The 15,315-nt window shown below is 67.5% G+C and carries 15 protein-coding genes; 13 read left to right on the top strand and 2 right to left on the bottom strand.

Translation table 11 applies throughout. From position 1 onward, the window contains the following. Nucleotides 1-13: 13 nt before the first annotated feature. A complete protein-coding gene (locus tag AB0I41_RS01300) occupies nucleotides 14-898 on the bottom strand; it encodes a carbohydrate ABC transporter permease (RefSeq protein ID WP_357100386.1) in 885 nt (294 codons plus the stop codon). 310 nt (nucleotides 899-1,208) lie between these two features. Between AB0I41_RS01300 and AB0I41_RS01295 the strand changes: the two genes are divergently transcribed. From AB0I41_RS01295 to AB0I41_RS01245, 11 genes are all read left to right on the top strand, one after another. Further along, the gene (locus AB0I41_RS01295; RefSeq protein WP_357100383.1) at nucleotides 1,209-1,598 is read left to right on the top strand and encodes a transposase; all 390 of its coding nucleotides are present in this window, start codon (nucleotides 1,209-1,211) and stop codon (nucleotides 1,596-1,598) included. A 205-nt stretch (nucleotides 1,599-1,803) separates the two neighbouring features. Then, entirely contained in the window at nucleotides 1,804-2,448 is a 645-nt protein-coding gene (locus AB0I41_RS01290; RefSeq protein WP_357100380.1) for a GntR family transcriptional regulator, read from the top strand. A gap of 53 nt (nucleotides 2,449-2,501) precedes the next feature. Further along, nucleotides 2,502-3,569: an ABC transporter substrate-binding protein gene (locus AB0I41_RS01285; protein WP_357100377.1), complete on the top strand. Its 1,068-nt coding sequence runs from the start codon at nucleotides 2,502-2,504 to the stop codon at nucleotides 3,567-3,569. Between the two features lie 3 nt (nucleotides 3,570-3,572). Next, the gene (locus tag AB0I41_RS01280; RefSeq protein WP_357100374.1) at nucleotides 3,573-4,634 is read left to right on the top strand and encodes an ABC transporter ATP-binding protein; all 1,062 of its coding nucleotides are present in this window, start codon (nucleotides 3,573-3,575) and stop codon (nucleotides 4,632-4,634) included. Between the two features lie 7 nt (nucleotides 4,635-4,641). Then, nucleotides 4,642-5,559 carry an ABC transporter permease gene (locus AB0I41_RS01275; RefSeq protein ID WP_357100371.1) on the top strand — a complete coding sequence of 306 codons (918 nt, stop codon included), beginning with the start codon at nucleotides 4,642-4,644 and terminating at the stop codon, nucleotides 5,557-5,559. Between the two features lie 61 nt (nucleotides 5,560-5,620). After that, nucleotides 5,621-6,367 carry an ABC transporter permease gene (locus AB0I41_RS01270; protein WP_357100368.1) on the top strand — a complete coding sequence of 249 codons (747 nt, stop codon included), beginning with the start codon at nucleotides 5,621-5,623 and terminating at the stop codon, nucleotides 6,365-6,367. A gap of 21 nt (nucleotides 6,368-6,388) precedes the next feature. Next, nucleotides 6,389-7,090 (top strand): RraA family protein, encoded by a 702-nt coding sequence (locus AB0I41_RS01265; protein WP_357100365.1) that lies wholly within the window; start codon nucleotides 6,389-6,391, stop codon nucleotides 7,088-7,090. Nucleotides 7,091-7,127: 37 nt separating this feature from the next. Continuing rightward, nucleotides 7,128-7,925: a carbon-nitrogen hydrolase family protein gene (locus AB0I41_RS01260; RefSeq protein WP_357100362.1), complete on the top strand. Its 798-nt coding sequence runs from the start codon at nucleotides 7,128-7,130 to the stop codon at nucleotides 7,923-7,925. Between the two features lie 239 nt (nucleotides 7,926-8,164). After that, nucleotides 8,165-8,377: a hypothetical protein gene (locus tag AB0I41_RS01255; RefSeq protein WP_357100534.1), complete on the top strand. Its 213-nt coding sequence runs from the start codon at nucleotides 8,165-8,167 to the stop codon at nucleotides 8,375-8,377. 158 nt (nucleotides 8,378-8,535) lie between these two features. Beyond that, a complete protein-coding gene (locus tag AB0I41_RS01250; RefSeq protein WP_357100359.1) occupies nucleotides 8,536-9,651 on the top strand; it encodes a sialidase family protein in 1,116 nt (371 codons plus the stop codon). After that, complete coding sequence (locus AB0I41_RS01245) at nucleotides 9,648-9,956, top strand: MoaD/ThiS family protein (RefSeq protein WP_357100356.1); 309 nt, start codon at nucleotides 9,648-9,650, stop codon at nucleotides 9,954-9,956. Before AB0I41_RS01250 ends, AB0I41_RS01245 begins: the two co-directional genes overlap by 4 nt. 132 nt (nucleotides 9,957-10,088) lie before the next feature. On the opposite strand, the gene AB0I41_RS01240 is transcribed toward AB0I41_RS01245, so the two are convergent. Next, a complete protein-coding gene (locus AB0I41_RS01240; RefSeq protein WP_357100353.1) occupies nucleotides 10,089-11,897 on the bottom strand; it encodes a M14 family metallopeptidase in 1,809 nt (602 codons plus the stop codon). Nucleotides 11,898-12,663: 766 nt separating this feature from the next. On the opposite strand from AB0I41_RS01240, the gene AB0I41_RS01235 reads away from it, so the two are divergent. Together AB0I41_RS01235 and AB0I41_RS01230 are read left to right on the top strand one after the other, a co-directional pair. After that, a complete protein-coding gene (locus AB0I41_RS01235; protein WP_357100351.1) occupies nucleotides 12,664-13,956 on the top strand; it encodes an alpha/beta fold hydrolase in 1,293 nt (430 codons plus the stop codon). Beyond that, a complete protein-coding gene (locus AB0I41_RS01230; protein ID WP_357100348.1) occupies nucleotides 13,949-15,274 on the top strand; it encodes an aminopeptidase P family protein in 1,326 nt (441 codons plus the stop codon). Before AB0I41_RS01235 ends, AB0I41_RS01230 begins: the two co-directional genes overlap by 8 nt. The last annotated feature ends 41 nt before the right edge of the window (nucleotides 15,275-15,315 follow it).

The raw sequence follows: 15,315 nt of genomic DNA, 5'->3' as shown, positions 1-15,315 counted from the left end.
ACACCGCGTCCAGTCATCGGCGTCCTCCAGATCTCAATGCCGTCAACGGGTTGTCGTTCAACAGGATCCGTTGGGCCAGCAGGAACACCACCGCGCACGGCACGGTCGCGATCACGCAGCCAGCCATCAACAGCGGCCAGTCGGTGGGATTCAGCAGGCGCAGGAACTGCAGACCCAACGGATAGGTGTAGCGGTCACCGTTGTGCAGGTACAGCAGCGGGTCGATGAAGTTGGACCAGTGGAAGGTGAAGGCGAGGACCGCCACCGCCATGGTCGCCGGACGTACCTGGGGCAGGGCCACCCGGCGCCAGATTGTCAGCCACCCGGCGCCTTCCAGCCGGGCCGCCCCGAGCTGGGTGTCCGGTATGCCGCCGAAACTCCAGACGTACAGCAGCACGAGGAACGGGCTGCCGGCGAGCGCCGCCGGGGCCAGCAGCGGGACATAGGTGTCGACCACGCCGGCCAGTCGGAACAGTTCGAAGCGTGTCGCCCAGACCCCGGTAACCGGCACGAGGAGTACCACCAGCAGACCGAGAACCACCCGCCGCCGGGCTGCCGGCGTGAGCAACCGGAGACCGAAGCCGGTCAGCGAGGCGACGAGGACGGTCAACGGAACGGCAAGCGCGACGACCAGCGCCGAGTTCGCCAGGTAGGTGAACAGGGGTATCAGCCTGGGTAGCCGAGCGTAGGCGGCCAACGTCGGCTCGGGCGGGAAGAGTTCGAGCGTGCGTGGCGGGGGCAGGCCGGCGGGTCGAAGTGAGCCAACCACCATGAACCACAGCGGAGCGGCGAACAGCGCCGCGCACAGGGCCGGCACGACAAAGCGCCCGAGCACGCGAGGAATCCCGCAAGCCCCAGCCGTGCGCCGCGACCCGGGAACGCGCGTCCACAAACGCACACCAGCCTCTCTTGCCAGCGGTCACACAGGTGCGCGTCTCCGCCTGCTGGCTGACCGCCGCCGATGGACACCGCCCCGGCCTCTGCGCCTGTCAGAAGCTACCAGGCGGCTCTGCCAAACCTACGAATTGGCAGCTCGCCGATCATCGGGCACATGTTGAAGATCTACGGCGGCAGCTCCTACGCCTGTCGTGCTCGCCTGGATCCAGGTTGAGCAGCTCACCCGCCAAGGCCGCCCGCACCCCGGCACTGCTCGCCCTGCACCCCCACCGACAGCGGCCAGTTCTACGAAAGCGACGGCAAGCCAGCTGATGGACCTCGGCGAGCGAGTCGACGGGTTCCGGTTCCTGGTCTGGGATCGCGATGCGAAGTTCACCGCCGTGTTCGACGCGGTCTTCGCCGCCGCGGACGTCGAGGTGCTCAAGACGCCCGTGCGGGCACCGCAGGCCAATGCGTACGCGGAGCGTTGGGTCGGCGCGGTACGCCGGGAGCTACTCGACCGGATGCTCGTCTTTGGGCGTCGCCATCTGCAGTCGGTGGTGACGGAGTACGTCGATCATTACAACGCGCATCGCCCGCACCGCTCGTTGGGACAGGCACCGCCGCTGGGACAAGCACCACCGGCGGCCGTAGCTGGCAGCCGGGTAATGCGGCGTGATCGTCTCGGCGGCTTGATGGGCGAGTATTCGCAGGCCGCGTAGGGCGACCGACTTTCTGGCACCCACACGCTAGCAGCGAAGACTCCGCGCACACCAGGCACGGCTGGAGCACCAGGCGGCACTGCCTCGTCCGCCGTGACATCCCGACCGGCCCGTCAGCAGGCAAAAGTTCTTCGCCCGGGCCCCTTGACACCGCATAGAGCTCCTCATACCGTTCGTACACCCCCGATATATTGAAGGTATACGGATGACCTCCAGCGGACGGACCAAGACCGAGCAGGCGTACGACGCGCTAAGGCGAGCGATCGTCACCGGCGACCTCGAGGAAGACCTGCCCCTCGACGATGCGATGCTGCTGGCCCGTTACGGCTTCGGGCGAACCCCGACCCGTGAGGCCCTCAAGCGACTGGCTGATGAGCACTTCATCATCTATCCCCCGCACCGGACCCCTTACGTACGCGGGATCAAAGTCGGCGAGCTGTCCCGGCTCTACGAGGCCCGACACCTTCTGGAAGAGCCCGTCGCACGGCTGGCCGCACAACGTGCGACCCCACGGCAACTCGACGAGTTGGAGCGGATCTGCGACCGCATCGACGACGAGATCGAGGCCGGCAATCCGTACGAGGCCATCGAATACGATCACCAGTTCCATCTGGAGATTGCGAAGTCGACTGGCAACCGCTTCCTCGCCGAGGCCGTGGATCGGCTGAACTGCGGATCGCTGCGGATCTGGTATCTGGCCCACAGCAAGCTCGGCATGGCCAATACCAACGAGGATCACCGTGCCATCCAGATCGCCCTCAAGGAGCGCGATCCGGAAGAGGCCGCGGGGCTCGTGAGGCGGCACATCGACATTTCTTACGGGCGACAGTTGGAACTGCAGACGCTCTGACCGGGTCTCCGTCGCCACGTCGCCGATTCCACCCCTTTGCAAGGAGAACCATCATGAAGATCACCCCGTGGGCGAGTGGATTGCTCGTGCTCGCCGTCGCTGCCGTGGGCGGCTGCTCCAACGACTCCCCGGCCACGAACGATTCGGCCGACGCCGGAACCATCACGGTCAAGGGATACTCCGGCGTGTTCGAGGACAGCTTCAAGAAGGCGGTCATCGAGCCGTTCCAGAAGAAGTTTCCGAACATCCACGTCAACTACATCGGCTCGGGAAACTCCGCCGAGAACCTCGCGTCGTTGCGCGCGGCCAAGAGCAGGCCGGACACCGACGTCTCCATCCTGGACATCTCGGCCGCGGACACCGCGAACAAGTCCGGCATTTTTCAGGCGCTCGACCCCGCCAAGGTGCCGAACCTCGCCGACATCGACCCTCGCGGTAAGGCTGCCGACAACTTCGGCCCGGCGCTGACCTTCGACAGCCTGGTCCTCATCTACAACGACTCCGTCAACCCCGCCCCGGCAAAATGGGAAAGCCTCTGGGATCCCAAGTACAAGGGCAAGGTCGTGGTGACGGCACAGCCGGACATCCAGGGCACGAGCCTGATGCTCATCGAAAACCAGAAGGCGGGCGGCGACTACACGAAGTCGGTGGATCCCGGCGTCAAGCGGCTGAAGGAGCTTGCGCCCAATGTGCAGACCTGGGCCCCGCAGCCCGACCAGTACACGCTGGTCCAGTCCGGGACGGCCTCGCTGGCGATCGCCTGGAACGCCCGCGCCCAGTACTACGCGGACAAGAGCCAGGGCAAGATGAAGGTCGCCACGGTCGACGACGACACGATCTTCCAGATCAACACCATCAACCTGGTGAAGGACTCACCGTCCCCTGCCGCGGCGCAGACGTTCATCAACTACGCGCTCAGCCCCGAGTCCCAGGCCACCTTCACCGACACCATGTTCTACGCGCCGACCAACACCAAGGCCAAGCCGAGCGCCGAAGCCCTCGCCCGGACAGCGCTCAACCCGCAACGGACGGCGAACATCCTGACGGTTGACTGGACCAAGGTGGCGGCCAACCGGGAGGCGTGGACGCAGCTGTGGCGACGCGAGATCCTGGCAGGTTGAGCGATGGCCATGTCTTTCCTGCGACTTGAGCACATCGTAAAGACGTACCCCGGTACGGATCGGCCAAGCGTCGCTGACTTCACCCTCGACGTGGAGAGGGGTGAGTTCATCTCACTCCTCGGCCCGTCGGGATGCGGCAAGACGACGACCCTCCGAATGATCGCCGGCCTCATCGAACCGACCGCCGGGCACATCTGTCTGGACGGCAAGGAACTGACCCGAACGCCGGTCCACCAGCGCGGCATGGGCCTGGTCTTCCAGAACTACGCGCTGTTCCCGCATCTCGACGTCGCGCAGAACGTGGCATTCGGCCTGGAAATGCGACGGGTGCCCAAGGCGGATGTCAAGCGGCGCGTCGCGGAAGCTCTGGAGCTGGTCCAGTTGGGTCACCTGAGTGGCCGACGCATCAAGCAGCTTTCCGGCGGCCAGCAGCAGCGCGTCGCCCTTGCTCGGGCGTTGGTCGTCGAGCCATCGGTCCTCCTGCTCGACGAGCCGTTGTCCAACCTGGACGCCAAGCTGCGCGACACGATGCGGGACGAGATCCGCTCGATCCAGCAGAAGCTCGGGATCACGACGGTGTTCGTCACCCACGACCAGGACGAGGCGCTGGCCACCTCCGACCGGATCGTCGTCATGTCGGAAGGCAACATCGAGCAGGTCGGGACGCCGGAGCAGATCTACGAACACCCCAGCAACCAGTTCGTCGCCAACTTCATCGGCCGCGTCAACCTGTTCGATGCCGAGGTGCGGCACACGGCCAACGGTGTCGCGGCCGTGGACGTCGCCGGCCTGGGCCAGATGCAGGCCGCCGACGACCTTGGCCGGCCGGGGCAAGTGACCGTCCTCGTCCGACCACATCGGTTGAGAATCAACGAGGCGGGCCGCGACGACGCGCACGGCACTGTCGAGTCGGTCGTCTACGTGGGCGACTCGATCGAATACAGCGTCCGGGTAGGCACCAAGGCGGTGGCGGTGCAATCGGTGGCCGGCCGGCACGGGCGCCTGGAGCGCGGCACGCCGGTGCGGCTGTCCTGGGAGACCAGCGACGCCCTGGTCCTGAAGTGAGGGCCGGATGACGACGACGGTGACCCAGGAGGGTACGCCCGCCGGCGCGCCTCCGAGTAGTAGACCGGCCCGCAAGCCCCGACGGGATCAGCTGACCATGCTGGGCCTGACGGTTCCGGGGTTGCTCGGCCTGGCAGTGTCGTTCCTGCTGCCCCTGTTGTGGCTGTTTCGGATGAGCCTCAACCGCGGCGACTCCTCGGGCCTGATCGTGGAGGCGATCAGCCTGGACTCGTACGGGCAGTTCCTCGGTGACCCGTACTACTGGAAGATGGCCTGGGAGACCACCCAGCTGGGTGTCGGTGTCACGGTCATGACGGTTCTGGTCTCGTACCCGATCGCGCTGTTCCTGGTACGGACCGAGTCCAGGTTCAAGGGCGTGCTGGTCGCCTTGGCCATCGCGCCCCTGCTGACCAGCTCCGTCGTTCGGACCTACGGCTGGCTGGTGCTCCTCGGCAACCAGGGGGTGGTCAACAGCAGCTTGCACTCGTGGGGGCTGATCGACGAGCCGCTCGCGCTGATCAACAACAAGCTCGGGGTCTACATCGCACTCGTAGAGATCATGATGCCGTACATGATCCTGGCCCTCCTGGCCGGCTTCGGCCGGTTCAATCCCGAGCTGGAACATGCCGCCGCGAGCCTGGGCGCGAACCGCTGGCGCACCTTCTGGCGGGTCGTGTGGCCGCTGAGCATGCCCGGGGTCCTCACCGGCGCGCTTCTGGTGTTCGTGCTCACCATCAGCTCGTTCATCACGCCGCGACTCGTGGGTGGCGGCAAGGTCTTCTACCTGGCCACCGAGATCTACGACCAGGCAACGGCGACCCTGAACTGGCCGTTCGCCGCCGCGATCTCATTCATCCTGCTCGGACTCTTCGCGACCGTCATCGTCCTCTACCAAAGGGCGATCCGGCGGATCGAAGCGCAATAGGAAGACGGGACCCACGATGACCCACAAATTCAAGGGCTGGCCGAATCGGCTGGTCGTGGCAGTGCTGTACCTGTTCCTGCTGGCGCCCATCCTCGTGGTGGCCGTCATCTCCTTCGACACCCAGTCGACGATGGCCTTTCCGCCGCAGGGATTCAGTCTCCAGTGGTACGAGCGCCTGGCCCAGAACGAGGAGTTCATCACCGGCTTCAAGGTCAGCGGCATCGTGGGCGGCGGGGTCGCCCTGCTCGCGCTCGCCCTGGGTGTACCCGTCGCTGTGGCCTTGACCCGGTACGAGTTCCGGTTCCGGGAGTTGCTTTCGGGCTTCTTCCTCTCTCCGCTCATGGTGCCGGGCATCGTCCTTGGGCTGGCGCTGCTGCTGGTGCTGGCGCCGGTGGGGATCACCGGGACGTACGGCGGTCTGATCGTGGCTCACCTGGCGATCACCGTTCCCTACGTGATCCGTACCGCCTCCATGAGCCTGATGACCATGAACCGGTCGTGCGAGGAGGCCGCCCGTACCCTCGGGGCCTCCGCGTGGACGACCTTCCGCCGGGTGACCCTGCCCCTGATCGCCCCCGGTGTTCTGGCCGGCGGCGTGATCGCCTTCCTGATCTCCTTCGATGAGGCGGTGATCTCCCTCTTCGTCGTCGGGCCACAGGCCACAACCCTGCCCGTCGAGATCTTCCATTACGTCGAGACCCGAACCGATCCCCAGATCGCAGCCCTCTCGGTCGTGTTGATCGCCATAAGCATCGTCTTTGTGGTGATCATCGAGCGGGCGGCGGGACTGCGGAAGGTTCTTCGCTAGCGGCGCCATCGCCGTCATTCGATGGCTGCTTCGCGCCCCGAACGACCATCGCAACAACTGTCCAGGAGCTATCGAATGTTTGTCCGCAATCCCTCCGCCCCTCCAATCAATCCGCAGATCGTGGAGGCCCTGAGCCAGGTCTGCACGTCGACGCTCGGCCACCTTCGCGACTACGGTTTCCCGCGCGGCCTGACCCCCAACGTCCGGCCCCTGAAGTTCGTGGGCACCGCCGTGACGGTCCGGCTTCCGCACCTCGACTCCACAGCTGTCCACGTCGCCGCGGACGACCTGCGACCGGGCGACGTCCTGGTGGTCGAGCAGAGCGGCGACGAGCACCGCTCGTGCTTCGGCGGCCTCGTGTCCTTCACCGCCAAGGCCCGGGGCGCCGTCGGAGCTGTCATCGACGGGCAGATCAACGACATCGAGGAGATGTCGGGCTACGGCTTCCCGGCCTACTCGCGGGGGGTCGCCGCCCACACGACGCGGATCGCGGGCATCGAAGGCGCCATCAACGTGCCGGTGTCAATCGGCGGGGTCGTGATCAAGCCGGGTGACGTTGTGTTCGCCGATTCCGACGGCGTCGCGATCCTGGACCGTGGCGAGGCGCTGGAGATCGCCGACCTGCTGAAGCAGAAGGAGGACGCCGAGATCCCGGCGCGGGAAGCGATCCTTGCCGGTAGCCGGATCTCGGACTTCTCGGGCGCGGCGAAGTTCTTCGCGTAGCCCGCAGGCAGACGGACGAGCAGGCATTGGAGCGAGCATGAGCATCAGAACCGCCGTGGCGCAGTTCGGCGCCACCACCGACAAGGAAAAGAACCTCGCCACGGCGCGGCAACTGATCGATCGGGCCGCCGACGACAGGGCGCAGCTGGTCGTACTCCCGGAAAACTCGATGTATTCGAACCCGGACGTCACCGCGGACGTCAGCGGTGCGGTCGAGTCGCTGGACGGCCCGTTCGTCTCAGGCATCCGGGAGGCGGCCAAGCGGCGAGGGATCGCGGTCGTCGCCGGTATGACCGAGAAGCTGCCGGACAACCCCAGAGCCTCGAACACGGTCGTGGCGGTCGACGCCGCCGGTGAGTTGCTGGGTGTCTACCGCAAGGTGCACCTCTACGACGCCTTCGGATACAAGGAGTCGGACCGGATCCAGTCGGCGGAGTTCGTTCCGCTGACCTTCGAGTTGGGCGGCGTCACGTTCGGCGTGATGACCTGCTACGACCTGCGGTTCCCCGAGATGGCACGGCTGCTCGTCGACGCCGGGGCCAACGCGCTCATCGTCCCGGCCGCCTGGGTCGTCGGGCCGGCCAAGGAGGATCACTGGGCAACGTTGGCTCGGGCCCGCGCCATCGAAAACACCTCGTACACGGTCATGGCCGGCCAGTCCGGGCCCCACTGCACGGGCCAAAGCATGATCATCGACCCGATGGGCGCGGTCGTCGCGTCGGCGGGAGAGGTCGAGGGCGCCGCGTCCGCGTCGCTGTCCATCGACCGGATCAACCAGGTACGGGCGAAGAACCCGAGCCTTGCGAACCGCAGGTTCACGATCGCCGCCCGCTAGACCAGTAGATCCAACCCCATTCGACACTGCCGAGACGGGGTGAAGGGGTGTTGATGATCCGCCACGACGGACATCAACACCCCTTCTGACAGTGAGCCTTCTGCGGCCGGGCGGCCGGCCACAGCGTGGCTCGGTGGCTTGCTGACCGTCATCGCTTGGCGCGGCAGGAGGGCGTACCCATCGAGATCGACGAGAGCTTCGAGTGGGTACCTCCACAGCGGGCGAGCACACTCGTCGACCTGCCACGAAACAAGATCATTCTACGTCCCCGAGTCTTCGCGACCGCGCTGCTGGTGCTGCCGCAGACCGACCCGGGGGAGACCACCGTCTCCGCCGAGGACCACCAGAACGTACGCCATCGGGTCTTCTGCGACCTGCGGATGCCCGGTGGCCGGCGCTGCCTGCTGCGCGCCGACCACGACGGCCCCTGCGCCCGCCGCCCGCGCCGGTGACGACCCGTGCGCGACCAACCCCGACCCAGCCGTGTTGTCCATTCCGAAGCGGCCGATTCGTCGTACCCGGAGAGTACGACTGACGGAGGCCGATGAGCTTCGGCGTGGCGGAGGGCCTTCCCAGAGGCCGCCGCCGAACAGAGCGGAAGGACGAGGATATGAGCGGCGTACGGGTGCTGGTCGGCACGCGCAAGGGCGCGTTCGTGCTGACCTCCGACGGCAGGCGCGGCGACTGGACGGTCGAGGGACCTCACTTCGGGGGCTGGGAGATATTCCACCTCACCGGGTCGCCGGCCGACCCGAACCGGCTCTACGCCTCCCAGTCCGGCGGCTGGTTCGGGCAGTTGATCCAGCGCTCGGACGATGGCGGTAGGACCTGGACCACGGTCGGCAACGACTTCGCCTACTCGGGCGAGGTCGGTGAGCACCTGTGGTACGACGGCACCCCGCGGCCGTGGGAGTTCAAGCGCATCTGGCACCTCGAGCCGTCCCGCGACGACCCCGACACGGTGTACGCGGGCGCGGAGGACGCCGCCCTGTACGTCACCACCGACGGCGGGCAGAAGTGGACGGAGCTCACCGCCCTGCGTACGCATCCGACCGGGCCGGCGTGGCAGCCCGGCGCCGGCGGCCTGTGCCTGCACACGATCATCCTGGACCCGGTGCACCAGGGCCGGATCTACGTCGCCATCTCGGCGGCGGGCGCGTTCCGTAGCGACGACGCCGGCGCGAGTTGGCTGCCGATCAACAAGGGTCTGCGCTCCGGGGAGATCCCCGACCAGGACTCCGAGGTCGGCCACTGCGTGCACCACATCACCCAGCATCCGTCCCGGCCGGACACGCTGTTCATGCAGAAGCACTGGGACGTCATGCGTAGCGACGACGCCGGGGCGAACTGGCGCGAGGTCAGCGGCAACCTGCCGTCGGACTTCGGGTTCCCGATCGCCGTGCACGCGCACGAGCCGGAGACCATCTACGTCGTGCCGATCAAGAGCGACTCCGAGCACTACCCGCCGGAGGGCAGGCTGCGCGTCTACCGCAGCCGTACCGGCGGCGACGAGTGGGAGCCGCTGACCAAGGGTCTGCCGCAGTCCGACTGCTACGTCAACGTGCTACGCGACGCGATGGCGGTCGACACTCTCGACCCGTGCGGGATCTACTTCGGCACCACCGGTGGCCAGGTCTACCACTCGGCCGACGGCGGCGACAGCTGGGCGCCGATCGTCCGGGACCTGCCGCCCGTGCTCTCCGTGGAAGTCCAGGTGCTGCCGTGATCCGGGTCGTCCTCCCGGCCCACCTGAAGAACCTGGCTCACATCACCGGAGAGGTAAGCCTCGAGGTGCCCGGCCCGGATGCCGGTCCGGTCACCCAGCGTCGGGTGCTGGACACCCTCGAGGCGCAGTACCCGATGCTGCTCGGCACGATCCGCGACCGCCACAGCGGCAAGCGCCGCGCCTTCGTCCGCTTCTACGCCTGTGAGGAGGACCTGTCCAACGAGTCGCCCGACACCCCACTTCCCGAGCGGGTCATCGCCGGCGAGGAACCGTTCATCATCCTCGGGGCGATGGCCGGGGGATAGGCCCGGCCTGTTCGGCAGGAAGCAGGCCAACGACGCCACACCCGCGTCCGCCCACGCAGCTTCCCGCCCACCCCGTCCGACGCGTGCGAGGGGTCCCCGCCCCGCGGTGCGGGGCGGGGACCCCCAAGTGGATCAGTTCAGGCGTGTGGATGCGGTATCCAGACCGCCCCGAACGCTGGCGGTCTTCACCGTGACCGTGTCGCTGCTGGTCTTGATCACCCGGAGGCGGACCTTCTGCTTGTCGCCACCGTCCAGGTAGAACTGCGGTGCGGCGCCGATGGTTCGGGCGCCTTCGACCTTGACGGTGTCCGGAGCGACGATCTTGATCTCCTTTGCCTGTTCGAGAGCGGTCGGAATGCGGCCCGTGTTCGTGACCGTGGCCGTGATCTCGTGCGTCGCGCCGTCGCTCTGGGCACCCGTGAGCTTCTTGGCGGTGACCTCCGTCAGGTGGACCTGCGGCAGTGACTCGATCAGATACAGGTTGAACCGTGCCTGGTTGACAGCCCACCTCCCGATCAGATCAGCCGACGGGTTCTGCGACCAGAACTTGGGGTTGATCCCGCCGATCTCGACCGTTCCCAACTTGGGGTGTTCCACCTTGGTCCACGGCAGGAAGCAGTTCGTCCGGCCGTTCTCAGCGCACCACCGCGACCGCTCCCAGTCGGCGTACCTGCCGTCCTTGTCGTAGTCGGTGTAGTCACCGCCGTTCCAGATCTCGTCGCCGTACCAGATCGCGCCGTACTGGAAGTAGCCGAAGTCCGGGCCGTGCCCGAACAGGGGCGTCGGCTGGCCGCCGTTGCGCGTGGCGTAGTCGATGTAGACGCTCCCCGTGTTCCGGTAGCCGGTGAAGGAGGCGCCCGCCGTGTCGAAGTGTTCGTAGAGCTTGCGGTCGCTCGAATACATGCACTCGACGGGGTCGCAGGTCGAGGGCCCCCGCAGATGCATGGGCACCCGGGTGTCCATGCTGTTCACCGCGGCGATGTTGGTGTGCGACATCAACCAGGTGTACACATGCCGGGTCTCCGGCTCCGACAACGGGTATTCGCCGGCACCACCCTGGGTCAGGTTCCGGCTGGTGGCGTCATCCGCCGGCATGACATGCCAGTTGTACGGGTAGTTGCGGTGCAGGTCGAGGCCGCCGACGCCGTCCTCGTTGTAGCGGCCGTCGCCGTCGTTGTCGATGCCCTCGGAGAACATGAGGTAGTCGCCCTTGCCTGCGCCGACACTGAGCATGGCGTTCCCGGCCGGATCCCGCTCGTCAATGACGTGGGTTCCCTTGCCTGCGCCGACGTGCTGGCGCAGCTGGCTCAGGTACCCGTCACCGTTGAGGTCCTCGCCCGGATCCTCGTCGCGCTTGCCGTCCCCGTCGTTGTCGTCCGGCCGCACCGTCGACCGGTTCGTCTGGGCGGTGTACAGGTACATGTCGTGTCCGTCGGGGTTGTTGACCGGCCGGATGTACACCGTCTTCTCGTCGAGCAGTGTGTCGACCTTCTCGTCCCTGCCCGCCTGCGTGATGAGGTGGTGCGCCAGCCACAGCGAACTCTCGGCTGACGAGACCTCGCCCGAGTGGCGATTCCCCTCGAAGTAGGCCGCCGGCTTGTCCGTGTCGGCGCCGGTGGACTTGTCCGTGATGGTCAACTGGTAGATCGGCTGCCCGCTGAAGCTCTCGCCGACGATGTGCAGGTCGACGATGTCGGGACGCTCGTGGGCCCACTTCCGCAGCCACCACTGGATCTCGATGCCGGTGTGGAAGTGGTCGAAGTCCATTTGGCCCGAGGTCTTCGGCTGAACCTGGTCGTACTTGACGACCTTGAACGTGCTCTCTCCGTCCCGCTGGCCGGCGATCGTGATGGTGGAGGACGTGGGTGTCACGCTGCTGGGGAACGGACCCGGATCCTGCGGCGGCTGCAGACCGACGGTGTAGGTGGGGGTCGCGGACATGGCCGCGCCGTCAAGTCGATGCGGGCCGCCCGGCCCCCACAGTGGGGTGGTTCCGAGGACGAGGGCACCCGCTGCCAGGGCCACCAGCATGGAGGCCGGGCGGATGCGCTGGAGGAAGTGCTTCTTCCTCGGCGAGTGCTGGATTGTTGCGTCGTGAGGAGAGGCTTGTCGCTGACCGGATGAGCTCTGTGCGGCGTCGGAACCCAAGGCAAATCTCCCGGTGTCACTTCGGTGATCGCCCGTGCGCGGCAGGCACGGCAGTCACGCTGTGTAAGGGGGGCGCCACCCATTGGGTACTCGAGTTCCGATCACCGTAGGCGATCATTGCACAGATGTAAATACACGGATGCCGTTGACTCCTTACCGCCGTTGAGCGTCGGCGCGGGCGATGCGGCGCTGGATCGAACAGCCGAGTGCAATGTTACTTGTGGGTGCACTACGGCATTTTTGTGGCCATCTCTCTCCACGTGGAGGTCTGGGCTCTCGGGCGAGCCGGGGCCGGTCGGCCCTCATGGCAGCTCGCCGCCAGGCGATTGTTGACCGTATCGCGGCTGTCCGCCCCCGCTTGGCGGTCAAAGTCGATTCCCCGCTGCCCCCTCTTGGCAGGGCCCTTCGGTCGTGCTTAAGATCAGTGCAATGGCACACCTTACTTGGCGGTGGTGATGGCGTCTGGGCAGCTCAATCCGTGTGTACACGATCACGCGGGAGCCGTGCGGACCACGGCGGTGGGCGCCGTGGAGCGCATCCGGCAGGAGAGGAAGGCCCGATGACCGTTGCCGCGACCTACACGATTCCCGGCATGCGCGTCCGCGATCACGTGACCGACGTACCGCTGGACTGGTCCGACCCGGCGCGCGGCACCATCCAGATCTTCGCCCGTGAGATCGTCGATCCGGTACGCGCCGGTGAGGACCTGCCGTGCCTGGTCTACCTGCAGGGCGGACCCGGCGGGAAGGGCCCGCGTCCGCTCGACCGGTCCGGCTGGCTCGGCCAGGCGCTGCGCGACCACCGCGTCGTCCTGGTTGATCAGCGCGGCACCGGTCGCAGCAGCCGAATCGACGGTCGCCGGATGAGCGGGTTCGGGACAGCCGAGGAGGCTGCCAGCTTCCTCGCGTGCTTCCGGGCCGACTCGATCGTCGCCGACCACGAGCACCTGCGGGAGACCGTCTTCGGCGGCCGGCGCTGGTCCACCCTCGGGCAGTCGTACGGCGGCTTCGTCACGCTGACCTACCTGTCGAAGGCCCCGGAAGGCTTGAGTGCCTGCTACGTCACCGGCGGCCTGCCCGGTCTCGACCCGTCGGCGGCCGAGGTCTACCGGCGCACCTATCCTCGGGTCGAGGCGAAGAACAGGGCGTTCTACCGGCGCTACCCCCACCAGGTTGCACAGGTGGGCCGGATCGCCGACCGGCTGGCCGAGGGCGATGTGCTGCTGCCCGACGGCGACGTGCTCACGGTCCGGCGGCTGCAGTCGCTCGGCATCGACTTCGGCATGAAGCCCGGATACGAGCGCATGCACTGGCTGCTCGACGAGGCCTTCTCGGGAGACGAGCTGTCGGCGACGTTTCTGCACCAGGTGCTGGCCAGGACCTCCTACAGCGACAACCCGCTGTTCGCGGCCCTGCAGGAGAGCATCTACGGACACGGCGCCGCCGCCACCGGTTGGGCGGCGCAGGCCGAACGGGGGAGGCACCCGCGGTTCGCGGAGGAGGCCAGGCCGCTGCTGTTCACCGGGGAAATGATCTATCCCTGGATGTTCGAGGAGATCGCCGAGCTGCGCCCGTTCCGCGGCGCCGTCGAGCTGCTGGCCGTCCGGGGGGAGTGGCCACCGCTCTACGACCTCGACCGGCTGGCCGCCAACGAGGTCCCGGTCGCCGCGGCCGTCTACTACGACGACATGTACGTGGACGCCGGCCTGCAACTGGACACCGCGTCCCGGGTCGGCAACGTCCAGACCTGGGTCACCAACGAGTACGAACACGACGGCATCGGCGACGACAAGGTCTTCGCCCGGCTGACCGAGCTGGTCAGGAATGTCGGAGGAGGGGTCACCGATGCGTGAAGGCAAGCCGCCGAAGCTGTCCGAGATCGCGGCGTTCACGGAGCACATGAACACGGGATGGGGCGTGCCCGACCGCACCGCGCCAGTCGTCCCCGGCGCCGCCGAGGCAGCCGCCGCCCACCGGGCCCGGCTGGCCGAGGCGCTCCCCGGCCGGACCATCGTGCTCGCCGCGGGAGAGGCGCCCGTGCGCAGCAACGACACGACGTACGATTTCCGTCCGGACAGCGACTTCGTCTGGGTGACCGGCTGCGCCATCGAGAACGCCGTGGTGGTGCTGCGCGGCGGCGACGCCACGCTCTACCTGCCGCCGCCCGCCTGTCCCGGCGACTCCGCCTTCTGGACCGACGCCCGTTACGGCGAACTGTGGGTCGGGGCCGCTCCGGGACTGGCCGACTGGGCGCGGGCGCTGGGCGTCGACGTCCGGCCGCTCGCGGAGCTCACCGAGGACGTGACCCGGGACGAGGAGGTAGACCGTACCCTCGCCGAACTGCGCATGTACAAGGACGAGTGGGAGATCGGGCAGCTCCGCGACGCCGTGGACCGCACGGTCGAGGGCTTCGCCGCGGTCGTCCGCGAGATCCCCACCGCGATCGCCGGGCCCGGGGAGCGGTGGCTGCAGGGCACCTTCGACCGGTACGCCCGGGCGTACGGCAACGGCCCCGGCTACGCCACGATCGTCGGCAGTGGCCGGCACGCGCCCACGCTGCACTGGGTGCGCTGCGACGGCCCGGTGCTGCCGGACGAGGTGCTCCTGCTCGACATGGGCGTCGAGGTCAAGAGCTGTTACACCGCCGACGTCACCCGCACGCTCCCCGCCTCCGGGCGGTTCTCTCCCGTTCAGCGGCAGGTGCACGACCTGGTGGAACAGGCCCACCGGGCCGGGCTGGCGGCGGTGGGACCCGGCCGCCGGTTCACCGACTTCCACCATGCGGCGATGGAGGTGATCGCGCGGGGACTGGCAGACTGGGGACTGCTGCCGGTCTCCGTGGACGAGGCGCTCTCCGACACCGGCCAGCACCACCGGCGCTATCTGGTGTGCGGCGTCGGCCATCACCTGGGGCTGGACGTGCACGACTGCGGCCGGGCTGCCGAGGAGGCCTATCAGGGCGCGGCCATGGCACCGGGCATGGTGCTCGCGGTCGAGCCCGGGCTGTACTTCCACGCACACGACCTGACCGTGCCTCCGGAGCTGCGCGGAATCGGCGTGCGCATCGAGGACGACCTCCTGGTCACGCCGGACGGCGCGGAGGTGCTGTCCCGCGCGCTGCCGCTGGAAGCCGGCGGCCTGGAGAAGTGGATGGCAGCCCAGACCATCTGATCTTGCACTGTCCGGTGTTTCGCGCCACGACCATCAAGGAG

Origin of the sequence: Micromonospora sp. NPDC050200 (genome assembly GCF_040656135.1) — a bacterium.
GTDB lineage: Bacteria > Actinomycetota > Actinomycetes > Mycobacteriales > Micromonosporaceae > Micromonospora.
The sequence above is the reverse complement of the archived record's forward strand: the minus strand, read 5'-3'. Positions and strand labels throughout refer to the sequence as shown.